Origin of the sequence: Caenimonas terrae, from assembly GCF_042655405.1 — a bacterium.
Classification (GTDB): domain Bacteria; phylum Pseudomonadota; class Gammaproteobacteria; order Burkholderiales; family Burkholderiaceae_C; genus Ramlibacter; species Ramlibacter terrae_A.
Genome location: NZ_JBHSMF010000006.1, coordinates 58,430 through 79,252, shown reverse-complemented (window position 1 = coordinate 79,252; position 20,823 = coordinate 58,430). Strand labels below are relative to the sequence as shown.

At 68.7% G+C, this 20,823-nt stretch carries 17 protein-coding genes and 1 pseudogene; 9 read left to right on the top strand and 9 right to left on the bottom strand.

Going from position 1 to position 20,823, the window contains the following annotated elements; translation table 11 throughout:
* The first annotated feature begins 25 nt into the window (after nucleotides 1-25).
* The 5 genes from ACFPOE_RS07220 (at nucleotide 26) to ACFPOE_RS07200 (ending at nucleotide 5,952) form a co-directional block, all read left to right on the top strand.
* The gene (locus ACFPOE_RS07220) at nucleotides 26-985 is read left to right on the top strand and encodes an ABC transporter substrate-binding protein (protein WP_376850617.1); all 960 of its coding nucleotides are present in this window, start codon (nucleotides 26-28) and stop codon (nucleotides 983-985) included.
* Nucleotides 986-993: 8 nt separating this feature from the next.
* On the top strand, nucleotides 994-2,502 hold the full coding sequence (locus ACFPOE_RS07215) for a sugar ABC transporter ATP-binding protein (protein ID WP_376849348.1): 1,509 nt from the start codon (nucleotides 994-996) through the stop codon (nucleotides 2,500-2,502).
* Nucleotides 2,502-3,545, top strand: a complete 1,044-nt coding sequence (locus ACFPOE_RS07210) for an ABC transporter permease (RefSeq protein ID WP_376849346.1) — start codon at nucleotides 2,502-2,504, stop codon at nucleotides 3,543-3,545. Before ACFPOE_RS07215 ends, ACFPOE_RS07210 begins: the two co-directional genes overlap by 1 nt.
* On the top strand, nucleotides 3,542-4,567 hold the full coding sequence (yjfF, locus tag ACFPOE_RS07205) for a galactofuranose ABC transporter, permease protein YjfF (protein ID WP_376849345.1): 1,026 nt from the start codon (nucleotides 3,542-3,544) through the stop codon (nucleotides 4,565-4,567). The genes ACFPOE_RS07210 and yjfF overlap by 4 nt, the downstream gene beginning before the upstream one ends.
* Before the next feature lie 191 nt (nucleotides 4,568-4,758).
* The gene (locus ACFPOE_RS07200; RefSeq protein ID WP_376849343.1) at nucleotides 4,759-5,952 is read left to right on the top strand and encodes a hypothetical protein; all 1,194 of its coding nucleotides are present in this window, start codon (nucleotides 4,759-4,761) and stop codon (nucleotides 5,950-5,952) included.
* Nucleotides 5,953-5,999: 47 nt separating this feature from the next.
* Here ACFPOE_RS07200 and ACFPOE_RS07195 read toward each other — a convergent pair whose 3' ends face one another.
* The 4 genes from ACFPOE_RS07195 to ACFPOE_RS07180 are packed head-to-tail and all read right to left on the bottom strand — an operon-like array spanning nucleotide 6,000 to nucleotide 9,429.
* Nucleotides 6,000-6,929, bottom strand: coding sequence for a fumarylacetoacetate hydrolase family protein (locus ACFPOE_RS07195; protein ID WP_376849342.1), 930 nt, complete (start codon nucleotides 6,927-6,929; stop codon nucleotides 6,000-6,002).
* A gap of 7 nt (nucleotides 6,930-6,936) precedes the next feature.
* Nucleotides 6,937-7,848: a TauD/TfdA dioxygenase family protein gene (locus ACFPOE_RS07190; RefSeq protein WP_376849340.1), complete on the bottom strand. Its 912-nt coding sequence runs from the start codon at nucleotides 7,846-7,848 to the stop codon at nucleotides 6,937-6,939.
* A 19-nt stretch (nucleotides 7,849-7,867) separates the two neighbouring features.
* Nucleotides 7,868-9,016, bottom strand: coding sequence for an iron-containing alcohol dehydrogenase family protein (locus tag ACFPOE_RS07185; RefSeq protein ID WP_376849339.1), 1,149 nt, complete (start codon nucleotides 9,014-9,016; stop codon nucleotides 7,868-7,870).
* Nucleotides 9,013-9,429 (bottom strand): nuclear transport factor 2 family protein, encoded by a 417-nt coding sequence (locus ACFPOE_RS07180; protein WP_376849338.1) that lies wholly within the window; start codon nucleotides 9,427-9,429, stop codon nucleotides 9,013-9,015. Before ACFPOE_RS07180 ends, ACFPOE_RS07185 begins: the two co-directional genes overlap by 4 nt.
* Before the next feature lie 76 nt (nucleotides 9,430-9,505).
* On the opposite strand from ACFPOE_RS07180, the gene ACFPOE_RS07175 reads away from it, so the two are divergent.
* The gene (locus ACFPOE_RS07175; protein ID WP_376849337.1) at nucleotides 9,506-10,468 is read left to right on the top strand and encodes a LysR family transcriptional regulator; all 963 of its coding nucleotides are present in this window, start codon (nucleotides 9,506-9,508) and stop codon (nucleotides 10,466-10,468) included.
* On the opposite strand, the gene ACFPOE_RS07170 is transcribed toward ACFPOE_RS07175, so the two are convergent.
* Both ACFPOE_RS07170 and ACFPOE_RS07165 read right to left on the bottom strand, forming a co-directional pair.
* Nucleotides 10,455-11,435, bottom strand: coding sequence for a Bug family tripartite tricarboxylate transporter substrate binding protein (locus ACFPOE_RS07170; RefSeq protein WP_376849335.1), 981 nt, complete (start codon nucleotides 11,433-11,435; stop codon nucleotides 10,455-10,457). The two genes, ACFPOE_RS07175 and ACFPOE_RS07170, sit on opposite strands and share 14 nt — an antisense overlap.
* Entirely contained in the window at nucleotides 11,432-12,625 is a 1,194-nt protein-coding gene (locus tag ACFPOE_RS07165; RefSeq protein ID WP_376849334.1) for an alpha-hydroxy acid oxidase, read from the bottom strand. The genes ACFPOE_RS07170 and ACFPOE_RS07165 overlap by 4 nt, the downstream gene beginning before the upstream one ends.
* A gap of 139 nt (nucleotides 12,626-12,764) precedes the next feature.
* Between ACFPOE_RS07165 and ACFPOE_RS07160 the strand changes: the two genes are divergently transcribed.
* Nucleotides 12,765-13,748 (top strand): NADPH:quinone reductase, encoded by a 984-nt coding sequence (locus ACFPOE_RS07160; protein ID WP_376849332.1) that lies wholly within the window; start codon nucleotides 12,765-12,767, stop codon nucleotides 13,746-13,748.
* A 16-nt stretch (nucleotides 13,749-13,764) separates the two neighbouring features.
* Here the strand turns inward: ACFPOE_RS07160 and ACFPOE_RS07155 are convergent.
* From ACFPOE_RS07155 to ACFPOE_RS07145, 3 genes and pseudogenes are all read right to left on the bottom strand, one after another.
* A pseudogene (locus ACFPOE_RS07155) lies at nucleotides 13,765-13,949 on the bottom strand (carbohydrate ABC transporter permease); the annotation flags it as partial.
* Nucleotides 13,950-14,180: 231 nt separating this feature from the next.
* Complete coding sequence (locus tag ACFPOE_RS07150) at nucleotides 14,181-14,915, bottom strand: class I SAM-dependent methyltransferase (RefSeq protein ID WP_376849331.1); 735 nt, start codon at nucleotides 14,913-14,915, stop codon at nucleotides 14,181-14,183.
* 201 nt (nucleotides 14,916-15,116) lie between these two features.
* Nucleotides 15,117-16,214 (bottom strand): hypothetical protein, encoded by a 1,098-nt coding sequence (locus ACFPOE_RS07145; RefSeq protein WP_376849330.1) that lies wholly within the window; start codon nucleotides 16,212-16,214, stop codon nucleotides 15,117-15,119.
* A 568-nt stretch (nucleotides 16,215-16,782) separates the two neighbouring features.
* Between ACFPOE_RS07145 and ACFPOE_RS07140 the strand changes: the two genes are divergently transcribed.
* Together ACFPOE_RS07140 and tkt are read left to right on the top strand one after the other, a co-directional pair.
* Complete coding sequence (locus ACFPOE_RS07140) at nucleotides 16,783-18,174, top strand: D-alanyl-D-alanine carboxypeptidase family protein (RefSeq protein ID WP_465251309.1); 1,392 nt, start codon at nucleotides 16,783-16,785, stop codon at nucleotides 18,172-18,174.
* Nucleotides 18,175-18,734: 560 nt separating this feature from the next.
* Nucleotides 18,735-20,813: a transketolase gene (tkt, locus tag ACFPOE_RS07135; RefSeq protein WP_376850615.1), complete on the top strand. Its 2,079-nt coding sequence runs from the start codon at nucleotides 18,735-18,737 to the stop codon at nucleotides 20,811-20,813.
* Nucleotides 20,814-20,823: the final 10 nt, after the last annotated feature.

Below are 20,823 nucleotides of genomic sequence, written 5' to 3'. Positions count from 1 at the left end.
CAACCACCAAGGAGACGACACCATGATGAAACGCCGCACCGCCCTGACGGGCACCGCCGCCCTGGCCCTGGCTGCCAGCCTGCCGTTGCCGGCGCTGGCGCAGAAGAAGATCGTGCTGGGCTTCAGCCAGATCGGCGCCGAGAGCGAATGGCGCACCGCCAACACCGAGTCGATCAAGCAGGCCGCCAAGGACGCGGGCATCGAGCTGAAGTTCGCCGACGCCCAGCAGAAGCAGGAGAACCAGATCAAGGCGATCCGCTCCTTCATCGCGCAGAAGGTGGACGTGATCGCCTTCTCGCCGGTGGTGGAGAGCGGCTTCGAGACGGTGCTGCGCGAAGCCAAGGCGGCCAAGATCCCGGTGATCCTGACCGACCGCGCCGTCAACGCCAAGGACGATTCGCTGTGGGTCACCTTCATGGGCTCCGATTTCCTCGAGGAAGGCCGCAAGGCCGGCCGCTGGCTGCTGGACAAGGAGAAGAACACCAAGGGCGACGTCAACATCGTCGAACTGCAGGGCACCGTCGGCTCGGCGCCGGCGATCGACCGCAAGAAGGGCTTCGAGGAGATCATCAAGACCCAGCCGCGCTTCAAGATCGTGCGCTCGCAGACCGGCGACTTCACCCGCGCCAAGGGCAAGGAAGTGATGCAGGCATTCCTGAAGGCCGACCCCAAGAAGATCAACGTGCTCTACGCGCACAACGACGACATGGCGATCGGAGCCATCCAGGCGATCGAGGAGGCCGGGCTGAAGCCCGGCAAGGACATCACCATCATCTCCATCGACGGCGTCAAGGGCGCGTTCGAGGCCATGATGGCCGGCAAGCTGAACGTGTCGGTGGAGTGCAGCCCGCTGCTCGGCCCGCAGCTGATGAAAGCGGTGCAGGACGTGGTGGCCGGCAAGCCGGTGCCCAAGCGCATCGTGACGCAGGAAAGCGTCTTCCCGATGGAAACCGCGGCCGCCGAATTCCCCAAGCGCAAGTACTAAGCCCGCGGATGGCGCAGACGCAGGACCCGGCGCTGGAACTGGCCGGCATCTCGAAGGACTTCCTCGGCGTGCGCGCGCTCGCCGGCGTCGGCCTGCGCCTGTTTCCGGGCGAAATCCACGCGCTGATGGGACAGAACGGCGCCGGCAAGTCGACCCTGATCAAGGTGCTGACCGGGGTGTACCCGGCCGACGCCGGCACCATCACCCTGCACGGGCACCCGGTGCGCCCGCGCTCGCCGCTGGAGGCGCAGCGCCTGGGCATCAGCACGGTCTACCAGGAGGTGAACCTGTGCCCCAACCTGTCGGTGGCCGAGAACGTCTTCGCCGGCCGCTACCCGCGCCGCTTCGGCGCGATCGACTGGAAGGCGATGGCGGCGCAGGCGCGCGCGCTGCTGGCGCGGCTGAACCTGGAGATCGACGTCACCCGGCTGCTGGCCAGCTACCCGGTGGCCGTGCAGCAGATGGTGGCGATCGCCCGCGCGCTGAGCGTCTCGGCCCGGGTGCTGGTGCTGGACGAACCGACCTCCAGCCTGGACGACGACGAAGTGCAGCGGCTGTTCGGCGTGCTGCGCAAGCTGCGCGGGGAGGGCATGGCGATCCTGTTCGTCACCCACTTCCTGGACCAGGTCTATGCGGTGGCGGACCGCATCACGGTGCTGCGCAACGGCGCGCTGGTGGGAGAGTACCCGGTGGGCGAGCTGCCGGCGCCGGCCCTGATCGCGGCGATGGTCGGGCGCGAACTGGCGGCGCGGCGCTCGCCGCAGCAGCCGCCGGCGGCGTGGGAGCGGGGCGCTGCGCCGCTGCTGGAACTGCGCGGGCTGGGCCGCCGTGGCGTGCTGCAGCCGGCCGACCTGGCAGTGCGGCCGGGCGAAATCGTCGGCCTGGCCGGCCTGCTCGGCTCGGGCCGCACGGAGCTGGCGCAACTGGTGTTCGGCCTGCAGCGGCCGGACCAGGGCCAGCTGCTGCTGAAGGGCCAGCTGCGGCAGGTGGAGACGCCGGCGGCGGCGGTGGCGCTGGGCATGGCGCTGCTGCCGGAGGACCGCAAGACCGACGGCATCGTCGGCGAGCTCTCGGTGCGCGACAACATCGTGCTGGCGCTGCAGGGCCGGCGCGGCGTCTGGAACCAGCTGTCGGCGCCGGAGCAGCAGCGGCTGGCCGAGCGCTTCGTGCGGGCGCTGGACATCCGCACCGCCGACGTCGACACGCCGATCGGCCTGCTGTCCGGCGGCAACCAGCAGAAGGCCCTGCTGGCGCGCTGGCTGGCCACGCAGCCGCTGCTGCTGATCCTGGACGAGCCGACCCGGGGCATCGACGTCGCCGCCAAGCAGGAAATCATGGACGAGATCGCCCGGCTGGCCGCCGAAGGGATGGCCGTGCTGTTCATCTCGTCGGAAGTCGACGAGGTGGTGCGGGTGTCGCACCGCATCGCGGTGCTGCGCGACCGGCGCAAGGTGGGCGAGCTGCCGGCCGGCTGCGGCGAGCAGGACGTGTACCACCTGATCGCGGAGCAGGCCTGATGGGATCGGTGTGGCGCCACCGCCTGTTCTGGCCGCTCGTGACCCTGCTGCTGCTGCTGGCGGTCAACGCGGCCTTCAACGCCAGCTTCCTGCGGCTGGAGTGGCGCGACGGCCACCTCTATGGCAGCCTGGTCGACATCGTCAAAAGCGCCGCGCCGCTGGCGCTGGTGGCGCTGGGCATGACGCTGGTGATCGCCACCCGCGGCATCGACATCTCGGTGGGCGCCGTGGTGGCGATCGCCGCGGCCGTCGCCGCCTGGATGATCGGCGGCTCGCTGGTGATCCATGACGGCGTCCCCACGCACGTGAGCCGCTTCCCGATGTGGCTGGCGCTGGCCTGCGCGCTGGCCGTGGCGCTGCTGTGCGGCGCCTGGAATGGAGCGCTGGTGGCGCTGGTCGGCATGCAGCCGATCGTCGCCACGCTGATCCTGATGGTGGCCGGCCGCGGCATCGCGCAGCTGGTGACCAGCGGCCAGATCATCACCGTGTACTACCCGCCCTTCTTCGAGATCGGCAACGGCTACCTGCTGGGGCTTCCGGTGCCGTTCTACATCGCCGCCGCCGTGCTCGCGGTGCTGGTGCTGCTGGTGCGCCGCACGGCGCTGGGGCTGTTCATCCAGGCCGTCGGCATCAATCCGTCGGCGGCCCGCCTGGCCGGCCTGCCGGCGCGTCGCATCGTGTTCTGGGCCTATGCCTTCTGCGGCCTGTGCGCCGGCGTGGCCGGCCTGATCGTCAGTTCGACGGTCAAGAGTGCCGACGGCAACAACGCGGGGATGCTGATGGAGCTGGACGCCATCCTGGCGGTGACGCTGGGCGGCACGGCCCTGACCGGCGGGCGCTTCAGCCTGGTGGGCAGCGCGATCGGCGCGCTGATCATCCAGACCCTGACCTATGCGATCTACTCGATCGGCGTGCCGCCGGAAGTGAACCTGGTGGTGAAGGCCGCGGTGGTGTTCGCGGTGATGCTGCTGCAGTCGCCCGAATTCCGCGGCACGGTCGCCGGCTGGCTGCGGCGGCCGGCGGCGACGGAGCCGGCACGATGAGCGCGGGCCTGAGCATGCCGGCCGTGGCCCCGGCGCCGCAGGCAGCAAGCCGGCGGCCCCATCGGCTTGATCCCAAGTTCGTGCCGGTGCTGGCGACCGTCGGCCTGTTCTGCGCGATGGGCACGCTGGGCTCGGTGTTCTACACCGGCTTCTTCTCGGCGCAGGTGTTCCTGAACCTGCTGATCGACAACGCCTTCCTGTGCATCGTGGCGGTGGGGATGACCTTCGTGATCATCTCCGGCGGCATCGACCTGTCGGTCGGCGCCGTGATCGCGCTGACCACGATGGTGTCGGCAGCGCTGGTGGAGCGCCATGGCTGGAGCCCGGCGCTGGTGCTGCCGCTGGTGCTGGCGATGGGCACGGCCTTCGGCGCGCTGATGGGCGTGCTGATCGAGCGCTTCCGGTTGCAGCCCTTCATCGTGACGCTGGCCGGCATGTTCCTGGCGCGCGGCCTGTGCTACCTGATCAGCATCGACTCGATCAGCATCGGCAACGAGTTCTACAGCGCGGTGTCGCAGGCCCGTATCACGCTCTGGGCCGATGCGTCGATCTCGATCGGCGCGGTGATCGCGCTGGCAGTGGTGGCGGCCGGCAGCCTGGTGGCGCACTGGACGCAGTTCGGCCGCACCGTCTACGCGATCGGCGGCAACGAGCAGTCGGCGGTGCTGATGGGGCTACCGGTGCGCTCGACGCTGGTCGGGGTGTATGCGCTGAGCGGCTTCTGCTCCGCGCTGGCCGGGGTGGTCTTCACGTTCTACATGCTGTCCGGGTACGGGCTGCATGCGGTGGGGCTGGAGCTGGACGCCATTGCCGCGGTGGTGATCGGCGGCACGCTGCTGTCCGGGGGCGTGGGCTATGTGTTCGGGACGCTGTTCGGCGTGCTGATGCTGGGGATGATCCAGACCCTGATCATGTTCGACGGCAGCCTCAGTTCCTGGTGGACGCGGATCGCGATCGGCGGATTGCTGTTCGCCTTCTGCCTGCTGCAGCGGGCGTTCGAGGCGCGCCACCGGGCCCCCTGACGCGGCGCACAAGGCCAGCGCAGACGCCACGCGGCCGCGCCGCGCGAGGCGGGCCTGGACGTCGCGGAGATCGACCGGCTGCGGCAGTTGGGCGTGGTGTGAGAGGCCTCGTGTAACGGTTTCGTCATGTTGGGCATCCATGATCGCCGGTGACCCAACACACCACGGACCCGTCCATGCGAAATCGCGCCTTGTTGCTTCTTCTTGCCACCGCCTGCCTGCTCGCCGGGTGCGGCGGCGGCGGTTCCGACCCCAGGACCTCGGTCGCCGTCATCGGCGACACGCCCTATGGCACCTCGCCCACCGACACGGCGGAGTTCCTGGCCACTCCCGCGTTCATCAATGCCATCAACCAGGACGCCGATCTGTCGCTGGTGATGCACGTCGGCGACATCCATTCCGGCAAGGAATATTGCACCGAGGCCTACGACCGGGCGATCTTCGGCCTGTGGAAGTCCTTCCGGATGCCGATGGTCTACACGCCCGGCGACAACGAGTGGACGGACTGCCACAAGGCAGGCGAGGGCGGCGGCAGCTACAGTGCCGCGACCGGCACCGTCAGCTACGTGCTCGACGCGAAGGGCGTCCCGGTCGACTACGCGAATGGCGACCCGGCCGCCAACCTGCAGCTGGTGCGGTCGATCTTCTTTGCCGCTCCCGGCAAGGCCGGCGGCGGCGGCAGCATGGACGTGCATTCGCAGGCGCTCGAATCCGATCCCGCCTTCCCGGCCGACAAGTCCTTTGCCGAAAATGTGTGGTGGGAGCAGTCCGGCGTGCTGTTCGTGACCCTGAACATGCCGGGCGGATCCAACAACGACACCGACCCCTGGTACGGCACGCCGGCGATGAGCGCCGCGCAGGCGGCGGAGGTGGCGGGCCGCACCGACGCCGACAGGCGCTGGCTGGACACCGCGTTCAGGCGCGCCGTCTCCAGCGGCGACCGCGCGGTGGTGATCCAGCTGCAGGCCGACATGTGGAGTCTCGATGGCGCCGCGGCCGGCCACATCGCGCAGTACCGGCAGTTCATCGACGCCATCGCAGCCAACACCCGCGCCTTCGGCAAACCGGTGCTGCTGTTCAATGGCGACAGCCACATCTACCGGTCCGACAACCCGCTGGCGACGGGCGCGCAGTGCGTGCTTGAGCCGTCCCCGGGCGCTGCCGCCGTGCCTTGCACCAGCGCCACGGTGGCCGCCAGCTACGGCAACGCCGACCCTTCCCTGAACCAGCCGGGCGTCTACAACGTCGCCAACTTCCGCCGGGTGACAGTGCACGGGAGCACCATGCCGCTGGAATGGCTCAAGCTGACGATCGACCCCGCCGCCGATGCGCCCAACGGCGCCGACGCGTTCGGTCCGTTCAGCTGGAAGCGCATCAAGCCTTGACCGGCCGGGGTCGGCGCAGGCGCACAGGCGCGCGCCACCGGGACGCGTCAGCCGACGATCGTCAGCAGCGTCCCGATCTCGTCGATGCTGATCTCGATGCGGTCGCCGGCGCCCAGCCAGGACGGCGGCGTGCGGAAGGCGCCGATGCCCGCGGGCGTGCCGGTGGCCAGCACGTCGCCGGGCTCCAGCGTCATGTACTGGCTCACGTAGCTGATCAGGGTGGCGACCGGAAACAGCATGTCCGCCGTGGTGGCGTCCTGGACCACCACACCGTTGACGACTGTGCGCAGGTGCAGCAGCTGCGGGTCGCGCAGGCTCTCCGGGGTCACCAGCGCCGGGCCCATCGGGCAGAAGCCGTCCATGCTCTTGGCGAAGGTCGTCTGCGGCGGGCTGATGTCGAACTGGAACTCGCGCGCGCTCAGGTCGTTCAGCAGCGTGTAGCCGCCGACGTAGTCGAGCGCCTCGTCGGCGCTCACGCGGGTGGCGAAGCGGCCCATCACGACCGCCAGCTCGCCTTCGAAATCCATCTTCTTGACGGACTGCGGCTTGGGCACCGTGGCGCCCGGCGCCGCGATCGAGGAAGAGACCTTGAAGATGATCCGGGGCTTCTCGAACGGGGCGACGCCCGTTTCCTTGGCATGGTCGGCGTAGTTGCGGCCCACGCCGACGATCTTGCCCGGCCGGGCCACCGGTGGCTGCAGGCGCAGGCCCGACAAGGGCAGGCGCGCGGCACCGTCGCCGGAGGCGGCACGGTCGCGGATCAGCTGCGCCGCCTGCCGGCGGGCCGCGTCACCGGCCTGCAGCCAGCGCATCAGGCCGCCGGTCGCCGGTTCGATGCCGCGGCTGGCCAGCGCTTCCCGCGCCGCGGCATCCGGCGCCATCGCGGCCAGCAGATCGCTGACGTCGACCACATTGCCGTCCTGCAGGACGCCGGTGGCGCGACCGCCGGTGGCGGATTCGTAGCAGACGAATCTCATCGCGGCCTCAGGCGGTGGCCGCGGCGCGCTGGCGCGGCGTGCCGTCGGCGTGGAAGAAACGTGTGGCCGCCACCTGGCAGCGCTTGATGAAGCGGTGCTCCTGCGGCAGGTAGTCGGCAACCGCGTTGTGGATGGTGCCCATGTTGTCCCACATCAGCAGGTCCTTCTCTTCCCACTGGTTGGCGTAGCGGAACTGCGCAGCGGTCTGGTGCGCGAACAGGAAGGCGAGCGCCTCGTCGCTGTCCTGTTGCGACATTTCGTTGATGCGCACCGAGTAGCCCGGATTCGCATACAGCACGCGCTTGCCCGTGATCGGATGGGTCAGGAAGATGGGGTGCGAGACCGGCGGCTTGGCGGCGCGCTGCGCATCGGTCAGCGGCGGGCGCGTGCTGCCGCGCTCGCGCCGCATCATGTCCCAGAACTTGTTGAAGTCGTGCATGACGGTCATCCCCTCCAGGCGCGTCTTCCATTCGTGCGGCAGTCCGTCGTAGGCCGCGTGCATGTTGCAGAACTCGGTGTTGCCCAGCGTCTTGCCGTCGCGGCGCGGGATGGTCAGGCCGTACAGGACGTTGGTGAAGGCGATCATGCGGCTGTAGGACATGTCGGTGTGCCAGTCCTGCCCGGCGTCGGCCAGGCCCAGCGGCTTGCCGTCCTGCACCATGTTCGACAGGATCATCACTTCGGGCAGCCCCGGCTCCTGGTAGGCGTTGGCGACGTTGATCTCCAGCTCGCCGAAGCGCGCCGCGAAGTCGCGCAGCTGCTGCGCGCTCAGCTCCTGCTTCGGGTACTTGAGCACGCCGTGGCGGCCCAGGGCCTGCAACAGGGCCTGGAAGGTCTCGTCGTCCAGGGGTTGCGAGAGGTCCAGGCCTTCCACCCGCGCGCCCAGCGTGGCGCCGCTGGGAATGATCCGCAATTGCATGAGTCGTTCTCCGATCGGTTCAGTACGCCTGCTGCAGCAGGCCGAGGATTTCGCCGGCGTCGTGCACCGGGCGAGGATTGAAATACAGGCCGCGTTCGCCCATCGTCTTGTTGGCGATCCGCTCCAGGTCATGCTGCGCAACGCCGATGTCGCGCAACCGCCGCGGCACGCCCAGGCTGCGCGTGAGTTCCTCGAGCCATTCGATGACGTCACGCCCTCCGAGGGCCGCCGACGCCTGCGCCAGTGCGGGTCCCACGGCCTCGCGGTTGAAGCGCAGCGCGTGCGGCAGCAGGGCCGCGTTCGCCTCGCCGTGCGGCGCCCCGGTCACCGACCCGATGGCGTGGCAGACCGCGTGATGCAGGCAGGTGCGCGCGTTCACCAGCACCAGGCCGGAGAGGTGCGCGGCATACAGCAACTCGCCGCGCGCCGCCACGTCGGCGGGCGCGGCATGCACGGCGGGCAGCGCCCGGGCGAAGCGCTGCATCGCATCGATCGCCAGCAGTTCGGCCAGCGGCGAGCGCTCCTTCGAATAGAGGCCCTCGATGCAGTGGGCCAGGCCGTTCATGCCGGTGGACAGCATCAGCGCGGCCGGCACGTCCAGGTTGGCCCTGGCATCCAGCAGCACCACGCGGCTGGCAAGCTGCGGGTCGGTGAACAGCAGCTTCCTGCCGTCGGCGTCGCGGATGCCCAGGCTGGGCGTGACTTCGGCGCCCGAGGCGGTGCAGGGAATCGTGACGATGGGGATCTTCGGCTTGGACAGCAGGGGAATGTGCAGCTGCGCGGGCGGGGTGAACCGGCTCGCGTGGTCGGCCAGCCGTCCGCCCTCGGCCAGCAGCAGCGCGACGGCCTTGGCGGTGTCGGAGCTGCTGCCGCCGCCCACGGCCACCACGGCCTCGATGCCGCGCTCCGCGCACTGGCGGGCCAGGCGCTCGACCAGGTCCACCGAGGAGTGCGCCGGCACGTCGTCGGCCTGCAGCACGTCCAGTCCCTGCAGCTGCAGCATCACCCGTGCGTGCAGCGGCGAGCGGCGCACGCTGGCGCCGCACACCAGCAGCACGCGCTGCGCGCGCAGCAGGCCCAGTTCGCCAGCGAGCGCGTCCACCGCGCCTTCGCGCACGATGGTCTTCATGGCGGGCGTGCGTTGCACGAATGCGGCGGCGGTGCTCATGCTGCCTCGAATTCAAACTCGCGCACGAGCTGCTGCTCGGCCAGCAGCCAGCGGCCGGCCTGGCGGCGGAACACGTTGCCCACCAGGTTGATGGAAAAGAGGGCCGGCGCCTGGTTCTCCAGGCGCCGGTAAGCCGTGAGGTAGGCCTGGACGTCGGCTTCGTCCGCGCCGCGCCGGGCGACGACCACGTTGGAAACGATGTGGCGCACGCGCGTGGTGGCCGGCCGGCCGTTCAGGGCGGCGGCGATCGCGGCGTGGCCTTCCAGCCACCGGCCCTGGCGCAGCCAGCGGCCCGCGGGCAGGAACATCGCGGCCAGCTCGCCGTAGCGCCGCTCGTCGAGGTGGTTGAAGAAGGCGTTGAGTCCTTGCGTCAGCAGGACGACGTCCTCGGCGGTGGCTGCGGGTTCGTTCATGGGTCGAGTTTAGGCAGCGGGCGCGCCGCGGGAGCGGCCCATCCGATAATGTGTCGTTTCCAAAATAGAAACCTCAATGGACCGACTGCGCTGCCTCCAGATCTTTTCCGAAGTCGCCCGCTGCCGCAGCTTCGTGCGCGCGGCATGGCAGCTGCAGCTGTCGAACTCGACGGTGACCAAGCACGTGGCCTGGCTCGAGAGTTCGGTCGGGTCGCAGCTGCTCCATCGCAGCAGCAAGCAGGTGACGCTGACCGAAGCCGGTGCGCGGGTGCTGGAAGGGGCGCAGGACCTGCTGGAGCGCTACGAGCGGCTGGCAGCCGATGTGCGCGACTCGGTGAATCTGCCGCGCGGCAGCATCCGGGTCGGCACGCCGCCGGCCTTCGGCATCCACCATCTGATGCCGGTGGTGGCGCGCTTCACGCAGCGCTACCCGGACATCGAGGTCACGGTGGTGCTCGACGACGGCCGCACCGACCTGCTGGCGGAGGCGCTGGACCTGTCGATCCGGATCGCGCCCCAGCTGCAGGACGCGTCGTACATCGCCTACCTGCTGATGAAGGCGCCGCAGGTGCTGGTGGCGTCGCCGGACTACCTGGCGCGCGCGGGCGTGCCCAGGGCGATCGGGGACCTGCCGCGGCACAACTGCCTGGTCCACACCATCAAGTCGGCGGGCGGCTCCTGGCGCTTTGCCGGCGACCCGCCGCAGGACGTGCGGGTGAGGGGGACGGTGCGCTCCAACATCGGCGAGGCCCTGAAGAAGGCCGCCCTGATCGGCGCCGGCATCGCCGTGCATCCGTACTACATGGTGTCCGAGGAGCTGCGCAGCGGCGCGCTGCAGGTGGTGCTGCCGCAGGAGACGCCCCAGGAGCTGGACATCTACGCCGTGTTCTCCACCCGCCGCAACATGCCGGTGCGCGTGCGGGCGCTGCTGGAGTTCCTCAAGGAATGGGCGGCCAAGCCGCCATCCTGGTCGCAACCGGCGCCAGCGGCGGCGCCGGCCGAGCCGCCGGCACGCCGCAAGCGCGTCACTCGATCCTGAGGTTCGCGGCCTTGATCAGCTGGCTCCAGCGCTGGGCGTCGCCCTTGAGCCATTCGCGGTATTCGGCCGGCGTCGAGCCGGCGACCACTGCGCCCAGGCCGCGCAGCCGCTCGCGCACCTCGGGCTTGGCCAGGGCCGCGCGGATCGCGGCGCTGAGCTTGTCGATCACCGGCGCCGGCGTGCCGGCGGGGGCGAGAAAGCCGACCGGGCCGACATAGGCTTCGAAACCGGGATAGCCGGCTTCCGCCATGGTGGGCGCATCGGGGTAGTCGGGATGGCGCTTCTCGGTGGTGACGCCCAGGATGCGCAGCTTCTTGTCCGCCACGTAGCTGCCCACGCCGATCATCGGATAGAACATGAAGGTCACGCGGCCGGACATCACTTCGGTCAGGGCCGGGCCGTTGCCCTTGAAGGGCACGTGCATCATCTTCGTGCCCGAGCGGTGGGCCAGCAGTTCGGCTGCCAGGTGGGCGGAGCCGCCGTTGCCCGCCGAGCCGAAGCTCAGCTTGCCGGGATCGGCCTTGGCCGCCTTCACCAGGTCGGCCAGCGTCTTGTAGGGCGAGTCGTAGGGAACGACCAGCAACTGCGGCAGCACCACCGCCAGGCTGACCGGGCTGAAGTCCTTGACCGGGTCGTACTTGGCGATGCCGGGGTTCATCAGCGGATTGACGTTGTGCGACAGCGTGTTGACGATGATCGTGTAGCCGTCGGCCGGCGCGCGCGCCACCGCTTCGGTCGCGATGTTGCCGTTGGCGCCGGCGCGGTTCTCCACGATCACCGGCTGGCCCAGCGTCTCGCCCACTTCCTTGCCGACGATGCGGGCGATGACGTCGGTCGGGCCGCCCGGGGCATAGCCGACCACGAACTTGATCGGCTGCTTCGGGAAGTCCTGCGCGTGCGCGCCGGAGGCGGCCAGTGCGGCCGCGGCCATGGCGGCGGCGAGGGCCGCGCGTCGGGTGAAGTTCATGTCGATGTCTCCTTGGGTGTGAATCGGTGGCGCAGCAGGTCGGCGGTCAGGCCCTGCGGGCTGGCGGCGCCGCACAGCTGCAGCGTGCGCAGGAATTCGTCGCGCAGGATGTCCAGCGCCTTCATGGCGCCGGCAGCGCCGCCGGCCGCCACGCCGAACAGCGTGGCGCGACCCAGCAGCACGGCGGTCGCGCCCAGGGCCAGCGCCTTGGCGACGTCGGTGCCGCGCCGGATGCCGCCGTCCAGCAGCACGGGCAGGCGGCCGGCGACCGCCTGCACCACCTCGGGCAGGGCGTCGAGCGTCGCGACGGCGCCATCGAGCTGGCGGCCGCCGTGGTTGGACACCACGATGGCGTCGCAGCCCAGGCCGACCAGCCGGCGCGCGTCGTCGCCGCGGCTGATGCCCTTGACGATCAGCTTGCGCGGCCAGCGCGCGCGCACCTCGGCCAGGCGATCCCAGTCGAAGGCCGGGTCGTAGCTGCGGCCGACCGACGAGGCGATCTCGGTCGCGCTGAGGGCCGCCAGCTCCAGTCCCCGCAGGTTCTCGAAGACCGGGATGCCGCGGCGCAGCAGGTCCAGGGTCCAGCGCGGGTGCCTGGCGAAGTCCAGCGCGTTGCGCCGGGTGATCCGGAAGGGGACCGAGAACTGGTTGTGGAAATCGCGCTCGCGCTTGCCGCCCACGGGCAGGTCCACGGTGATGACCAGCGCCTCGAAGCCGGCATGGTCGGCCCGCTCGATCATCTTCCAGAAGAAGTCCCGGTTGCGCAGCACATAGGCCTGGAACCACAGGCGGCCGGAAGAGGCCTTGGCCACCGCCTCGATCGAGGCCGTGCCGCTGCTGGACAGGGTGAACGGGATGCCATGGCTGGCGGCGGCGCGGGCCAGGTGCAGGTCGGCATCGCGCCAGCCGAAGGCCAGCGCACCGGTGGGCCCGACCGCCATCGGCAGGCCCAGCGGCTGCCCGAACAGCGAGGCGGCGGTGGATGCCGCGGCCACGTCCACCAGCGCGCGCGGGGCGAGGCGGTGCCGGCCGAAGGCGGCGCGGTTCTCCTGCAGCGTCGATTCGTCCTCCGCGCCTCCGTCGTAGAAGTCGAAGATGCTGCGGGGCAGGCGGTGGCGGGCGAGGCGCCGCAGGTCGTCGATGGAGTAGCAGGCCGCGACGCTGAACGGCCGCGGGGGGCAGGAACGCATCGGGCGATTATGGGAAGCGGCTCCCGGCGGCACGCGACGGCAAGCGAAACGCGACGTTTCCGAATTGCGAACGATGAGGCCGGCGCTGGCGCACAATCGCCGCTTCGCAACTGCCATTCGCCCCGGGAGGGGGCCCGCCATGAGAGCTGCCTGGTACACCCGCAACGGCGCGGCGCGCGACGTCCTCGTCCTGGGCGACATTCCGGTGCCGGCGCCGGCCGCCGGCGAGGTGGTGGTCCAGGTGCATGCATCGGGCGTCAATCCCTCCGACGTGAAGTCGCGCGCCGGCCGGCCGGTGGCGTCCGGCTTCATCGTGCCGCACAGCGACGGCGCCGGCATCATCGTCGAGGCCGGGCCCGGCGTCGACCGCGGACGGCTGGGCGAACGCGTCTGGCTGTGGAACGGGCAATGGAACCGGGACCTGGGCACGGCGGCGGACTACATCGTCCTGCCCCAGGAGCAGGCCGTGGCGCTGCCTGCGCAAGTCGGCTTCGAGGCCGGCGCATGCCTGGGCATCCCGGCACTGACCGCCATCCACGCCCTTCGCCGCGCCGGCGACCTCGGCGGCCGCACGCTCCTGGTGACGGGAGCCGGCAGCGCGGTCGGGCACTACGTCACCCAGATCGCGGCCCGCATGGGCGCCATCGTCATCGGCACGGCAGGCTCGCCGGCACGGCGCGATCATGCGCTGGCCGCGGGCGCTGCGCACGTCATCGACTACAAGCGCGAGCCGGTGGCCGACCGCGTGAAGGAGATCACCGGGGGTGGCGGCGTCGACGCGGTCATCGACATGGATTTCTCGGGCACGGCGCCGCTGCTGTCGCAGGGCCTGCTCAGGCCGCACGGCCGCTTCGTCTGCTACGGGTCCAACCAGCGCGGCGACCTGCCGATCGACTTCCGCACCATGCTGTGGGGCTCGCACGATCTCCTGTTCTTCCTGGTCTACGACCTGCTTGCGGCGGAACGCGCAGCCGCCCTGCGCGACCTGGCCGCGCTGCTGGCAGCCGATGCGCTGCGGCACACCATCGCCGCCTCCTATCCGCTGGAGCAGATCGCAGAGGCCCACGAGATGGTGGAGGCGGGCCACGCCGTCGGACACGTCGTGCTGCGCCTGCGCGAGTAGCCGTGCCGGGGCTGTGGATGTCCTTGAAGCCCGAATACAGCATCCACACCATGATCGCAGGTTCGACAGCGTGAACACGACGATCGGGGCGGTGAGCGAATCGAGCAGGCCGGCGGTCTGCGCCATCACGTAGATCGGAACCAGCGCGCCGACCGCCGGCATCATCTTGTTGGACAGCATCCACATCAGGATGTCGCGGGAGTTTGGTTTGCAGGGTCATGGGGTGTCTCCTCGAGGGATGTTGGACTGGGTGGTCTCGCGCATCGCGACGACGGTCAAATGAGATGAAGCGCGTGTCCACGCGCATGGACGGGGTGGACCGGCGCCGATACGCTATTGCGCGCACGACTCAGTGTTATCCCGGGTTCTCTGGAATCTCGTACTGAACCGGACTTCCGCGTGTGGCGCCGCGGCAATTGCCGGGCTGGACGGTCATCTCGAAGGGAAACGCCGCCCGATGGCTGAAGCCTTGCCCTCGCTCGCCTGCATGAAATAGGTCCTCGGCGCCGAGTAGTTGCCGAACACGCGGCGGCTCAACTGCCGCAGCGCGCCGGGCGTCCAGTAGCTCAGGCCCGTCCTGAAGTACCACTCATTCCAGCGCGCGATGTCGCGCCAGGTGCCGGGCTGCCCAGGCACCTTCACGCCTAAAAAGGCCCAGAGCTTGAACCACCAACTCGGACAATGCGGCCAGAGGAAATTGAGCAGCGGCACAAAGATGTGCGGCTCCAGCGGCAAATACCACTTCGATGGCAGGATGTGGATTGAGCAGCCGCCAGGTTTCAGAACGCGGTGAATCTCGGTGAATATCTCCTCCTTGTTTTGCGCATGCTCCAGCACGCTGGTGCTGACCACCACGTCGAACGTGCCGTCGGCGAACGGCAGGCGGTAGGGCCTGGCCTGGATAGCGCCCAGGCGTGCCGGATCCGTCAAGGCATGCGCCTGCCAGTGGCCGGTCACATCGTTGCCGTTCCAGAACTTGTTGTCGAGGTCGCAGCCGAATGCGTCAAAGCCCCGGTCGAGCAACGAGCTCACGAGGCCGCCGTTCCCGCAGCCGAAATCGAGCACCTTGGCCCCTGTTTCTTTCCCCCCGAGGTCCTTGATCGCCCCCGCGAGGAAGTCGGCCGCTGAGCGATTCATGCTATTGGTGGTGTCGACGATCGTTTCCATGCCGCTTTTTATAGCACGGGGCATGCGCGATACTCGCCGTCACTGCGGCACATGCCACGTATGTCAATAGTGGAACAACACCCCCCTGCGCGTACCGTGAAAGCCAGCACTGTGCGGCTGGCGACGGCGCATGTGCGCCGCTTTTACAGCTTGAATCCGACTTTGTGAAATCTCCCCAGATCCATGCGCCGGTCGTGCAGTTCACGCCGGCGCATAGTTGTCGTCGATTCTGAACTGCTTCGGGATCGTGCCGTCGTAGGAGGAGCCCGGGCCGCCGCCCCAGTGCAGCCGGCCCTTGGCCGTGTAGTTGGCGGTGCAGGTGACGGCGCCGTTCCTGCCGACACACTTGCCGCTGATGTGTACGTCATCGACCACGTTAGCCAGCAATGCGTTTGTCTCCACACCCCCCGGTGCGGTGTAGGTCACGATTTTCACCGGAGGCGCGGCGCCGGCGAGGTCCTCGATGTCGTATGTCACATGGATACCGGAGATCTCTCCCAGCGATGGGCCGATGTGGTTGATCAGAACGTGTGCAGTGGTCGTCAGGACCACGTTCTCGCGTTCGGAATAGCGGACGCGGATGCCCCGAGTCGGAAGGCCGCCGTCGCTGCGTGAGATGTTCACTGCCCCACTGTTGCTACGGGGGGCGCGGTTGACCACCTCGACCTCGTGCGCAGTCACGCCGTAGACAAAATACGGGCGGTAGCAGCGGTAAGCGCTGATCTTGCCGATGCCGACCCTGTCGCCCTGGTTCTGCGCATTGAAGCCGTAGTAGCAATCGTCGGCAACGATATGACCAACCACAATGTCGCGGACGCGGTCGGCCGCCGACACCGTGCCGTTGATCAAGAGCGGCGCGACGATGCGGTGGCCATGAATCGCCTCGATGTTGACGTCACCCCAGTTGTGGGCGGTGTGATTCGTCAGCAAGAATCCGACCGCACCCCGGATGGGGGTCGATAGCCCGTTGTAGCCCGTATCGCGGAAACTGGCCGTGCCTTTGACCGTGAAGTGGCTGTTGGACTCCAGCAGGAAGAACGCCGTGAGCGTGTTGTCCGTGGTGTTGCAGAGGAATTCCGCCCCAGCATCCACAATCATCGTAATGCCCGGGCCCAGCGCCGTTAGGTCGACCAACACCCCGTTTGCACCGATGTCCCCGAAGTTGTAGGTGCCCTGGGAGAACCTGACGGTCTTGGATGCGGCGAACGCCTTGCGGATGGCAACCACGTCCACGGTGACGCCGTCTGCAGCCGCGCCATAGTCCTTCGGCGTGACTCCCTCGATCCCCTTGTCCTGCAACGTACGAGCGACCGCTCCGACCCCGGGCTGGATTGTCCCGAGGAGCGTTGCGCCGGTCGCTGCCGCGAGAATCTGTCTTCGACTTAGGTCTCGCATTGGAAAAATGATCTTCGGAAGTAATACGCAGTGGAGGTCGATCGTGCTGAGGTTCTTGCGTCGCAGCGTTGCTTGGCATTCAGCATAAAGAGATCAAGCACCAAGTGACCTTGCTCAATCTGTATGGAGGAACTCGGGAGCGATGCAGTTCCATCTGTGTACTGAGTTACGTGCGGTTGAGCAGGGCAAGCACGCGGTTACCTTACAGCTGTCTGCTCCGCCTGCAGTCCTTGCGGATGGGATCCCCCTCAAGTCCGGCGGCTACTGCGCGCGCCTACCAATACAAACGGGGTTGGCCAGAAGTTCAGCTAACCCCTTGATTTTATTGACTTCCCCGACCTCGCCAAAGCCAGCGGTCGACGCCGCCGGGCCCGATCGAGGGGGGCATCAGCGTGTCGAGGCGCTGCCGTCCGGGGTACTCCCGGCAGCCCGCTAGACCGTCCGCTGATGCTCCCGGTGATTGGAGCCAGCGATGTGCGCGTTTGCAGTCGAGAAAGCAAGCAAGCGATTGACCCCGTTGTCCGCCGGGCCGATGCGTTGGCGTGCCAGCGTGCGCGCATCCGGGGAGGGCACCGGGATCGGCGCGCGATCCGCCACAATGTGCGATCTCTCACTGAACGCCATGCATTCCAAAAATCTCTCCATCCTCCCCCTCGTCTTCGCAATCGCCGCCGGCGCCCTGGCGCCCGCCTCTGTGACCCTCGCGGCCTCCAGGCACGCCGCACCCGCCGCGCACAAGAAGCCCGCGGCCGCGGCCCCTGCCGCAGAGCCAACTCCTGGACAGACGGCCGTGGCCGGCGGCGCGCCGGCGCTGCCTGCCAAGGCCTGGCTGCTGATGGACTTCGACTCGGGGCAGGTCCTCGCCTCGGCCAATCCGGACGAACCGCTGCCGCCGGCATCGCTGACCAAGATGATGACCAGCTTCCTGGTGGAACAGGCCCTTCGCTCCGGCAAGCTCAAGAAGGACGAGCTGGTGACGACCAGCCAGAACGCCTGGTGCCGCGGCTCGAGCACCGAGTCGTGCATGTACCTGCCGCTCAACGGCCAGGCCACGGTGATCGACCTGCTGCGCGGCATCATCATCCAGTCGGGCAACGACGCGTCCAAGGCGATCGCCGAGCACATGGCCGGCTCGGAAGAGGGCTTTGCCAAGCTGATGAACGCCGAAGCCCAGCGCCTGGGGATGACGCACACGCACTTCGTCAATGCCACCGGCCTGCCCGACCCGGCGCACAAGGCGTCGGCGCGCGACCTCGCCATCCTGGCGCGCGCGATCATCCACGACAGCGCCGATTTCTACCCGATCTATGCCGAGCGCGAGTTCAAGTACAACAACATCAAGCAGGGCAACCGCAATGCGCTGCTCTACACCGACCCCACGGTGGACGGCCTGAAGACGGGCCACACCGAGGAAGCCGGCTACTGCCTGGTCGCTTCCTCCAAGCGCAACGGCATGCGCCTCATCACGGTCATCCTCAACACCCATAGCGCGCAGGCGCGCGCCGACGAGACGCGCACGCTGCTCGGGTGGGGGTTCGGCAACTTCGAAAAGGCCACTCCGATCCAGGCGAACGCGGCTGTGGCGACGGCCAAGGTGAAGTTCGGCAAGGCAGACACTGTCGCCGCTGGCCTGGGTTCGCCGTGGTCCCTGACCGTGCCGCGCGGCCAGCAAGTGCAGACCTCGGCGCAGATCAATCCGGACCTGCAGGCGCCCCTGGCCAAGGGTGCCGTGATCGGCAAGGTCGTCGCGACCTCCAACGGCAAGCCGGTGGGTGAGGCGCCGCTGGTTGCACAGGCCGATGTGGAGCGCGCGGGGCTGATGCTGCGGGCGTGGCAGCACGTGGCTTACCTGTTCGGCAAGTGAAAGCGGATCAAGAAGCGCTAGATCGAGCGTCCTGGGAGCGGATTGCATGGCAGGAAACGGTGCAGAAGTCGTGCCCGTAAGCGATTGGCTTCGTGTCACGGCCATAGGCGCAACATCAGCATGCCACTGGGGCCACGCCTCCTTCGCAGCGGGCGATGCCAGAACGGGAACGCGCCGACAAGTTCCGCCAGGAGCAGGCGGCGGACCAGCAACGCGGCCGCGTCCCGTGGGTGGGCCAGATATTGGCGTTCGCAGCCTGGCCGACCAAGGCGCCCCCCAGCGCACCTAGAACGATGGAGCCCACGGGGTCGCCGTGGTGGGACCTGTCATATCCCGGCGGGGCGTCCGCTTCACGCGTGGTCAAGGGTCGTAGGCGCACATGCACATGCGGGGCGCCGCCTCAATGAACGTCGCACGCGGCAAGCGATTTCAATCCGCCGCGCTGGAGAGTATCCCGCCAACCACGCAGCGGTTGGAGGCGATCTTTCGCACTGATCGGCAGCGGTCCCTAAGTTCGTGTTGTCGAGCCACGGTGGGCACGTCACGTGGAACAATGGGACGTGACCAATCCAAAAGCGCTCGATCAACTGTGCATCGACACGATTCGCTTCCTGTCCGTGGATGCGGTGCAGCAGGCCAACAGCGGACATCCGGGCATGCCGCTGGGCGCGGCGCCGATGGCCTATGCATTGTGGACCCGGCAGCTCAAGTCCAATCCGCGCAACCCGGACTGGCCCGATCGCGACCGCTTCGTTCTTTCCGCGGGACACGGGTCGATGCTGCTTTACAGCCTGCTGTACCTCAGCGGCTATGACCTGTCGCTGGACGACATCAAGAACTTCCGCCAGTGGGGCAGCCGGGCGCCCGGTCATCCAGAGCGCGGTCACACTCCCGGCGTCGAAGTCACCACCGGTCCGCTCGGGCAGGGCTTCGCCAATGCGGTCGGCATGGCGATCGCCGAGGCGCAGCTGGCGGCGCGCTACAACCGCCCGGGCCACGAGATCATCGACCACCGCACCTACGTCATCGTCAGCGACGGCGACCTGATGGAAGGCGTGGCCTCGGAGGCCGCTTCGCTGGCAGGGCACCTGAAGCTGGGCAAGCTGATCTGCCTGTATGACGACAACCACGTGACCTTGTCGGCCGGCACCGACATCACGTTCACGGAGGATCGTGCCGCCCGCTTTGCGGCGTACAACTGGCACGTCGCGTCCGTTGCCGACGGCAACGACGTCGAGGCGATCGCGCAGGCGATCGAGGCCGCGTGCGGGGAGACGGCAAGGCCTTCCCTGATCCTGGTGCGATCCCATCTGGGCTACGGCTCGCCGAACAAGCACGACAGCTTCGAAGCCCACGGGTCCCCGCTGGGCCCGCAGGAAGTGCAGCTGACCAAGGAGCGTCTGGGCTGGCCGGCCGAACCGCCGTTCCTGGTGCCGGATGCGGCGCTCGCGCACATGCGCGAGGCGCTTGCGCGGGGCCTGCGCGACGAAGCGGCGTGGGACGCGCGCATGCTCGCCTACGCGCAGGCGTTTCCCGACCAGGCTGCACAGCTACGGGGCCGGCTGCGCGGCGAGCTGCCGGCCGGGTGGGATGCGGAGATTCCGTCATTTCCCGCCGACGCCGCCGGCATGGCCACCCGCGTGGCGTCGGGCAAGGTGATGAACGCCTTTGCCGCGAAGCTGCCGGCGCTCAGCGGCGGCTCGGCCGACCTTGATCCGTCGACCAAGACCGCGCTGAAGAATCTGGGGGACTTCAACCCGCCGGCGACGCCCGGCGAGGACACGCAGGGTGCCGATGGCGGCGGTTGGAGCCCCGGCGGGCGCAACATCCATTTCGGCGTGCGCGAGCACGCGATGGGCGCGATCGTCAACGGACTGGCCGCCCACGGCGGATTCATTCCGTACGGGGCCACCTTCCTGATCTTCTCCGACTACATGCGACCTGCCATCCGCCTGGCGGCGCTGGCGAAGCTGCATGTCGTGCATGTCTTCACCCATGACAGCATCGCGCTTGGCGAGGACGGCCCGACCCACCAGCCGGTGGAGCAGCTGGCCAGCCTGCGCGCCATTCCCAATCTCACGCTGCTGCGTCCGGCCGATGCCAACGAGACGGCGGTGGCATGGAAGGTGGCCATCGAAACCCGCGACCGGCCGGTGCTGCTGGCGCTCACCCGCCAGGACGTCGCGACGCTCGATCGCGCGCGCTACGCCGCCGCCGGCGGCCTGCGCCGTGGTGCCTATGTGCTGAGTGACGCGAAAGCCGGTCGACCTGAACTGATCCTGATTGCCAGCGGATCCGAGGTCGGCCTGGTGCTTGGCGCCGCGCAGCAGCTGGAGGTCGAGGGCGTCGCGGTACGCTGCGTGTCGATGCCAAGCTGGGATCTGTTCGATGCGCAGGCCCAAAGCTACCGCGACCAGGTCCTGCCGCCGGACGTGCCGGCCCGGCTGGTGGTCGAGATGGGCGTGCCCCAGGGCTGGCACCGCTATGTCGGCAGCGCTGGTGAGGTGCTCGGGGTCGAGCGTTTCGGCGCCTCGGCGCCCGCCGACGTCGTGCTGCGCGAATACGGATTCACGGTCGAGAACGTGCTGCTGCGCGCACGCGCGCTCCTGGCCCGGTCGCGAGCCGCCCACGGCAAGTGAATTCAAGGTC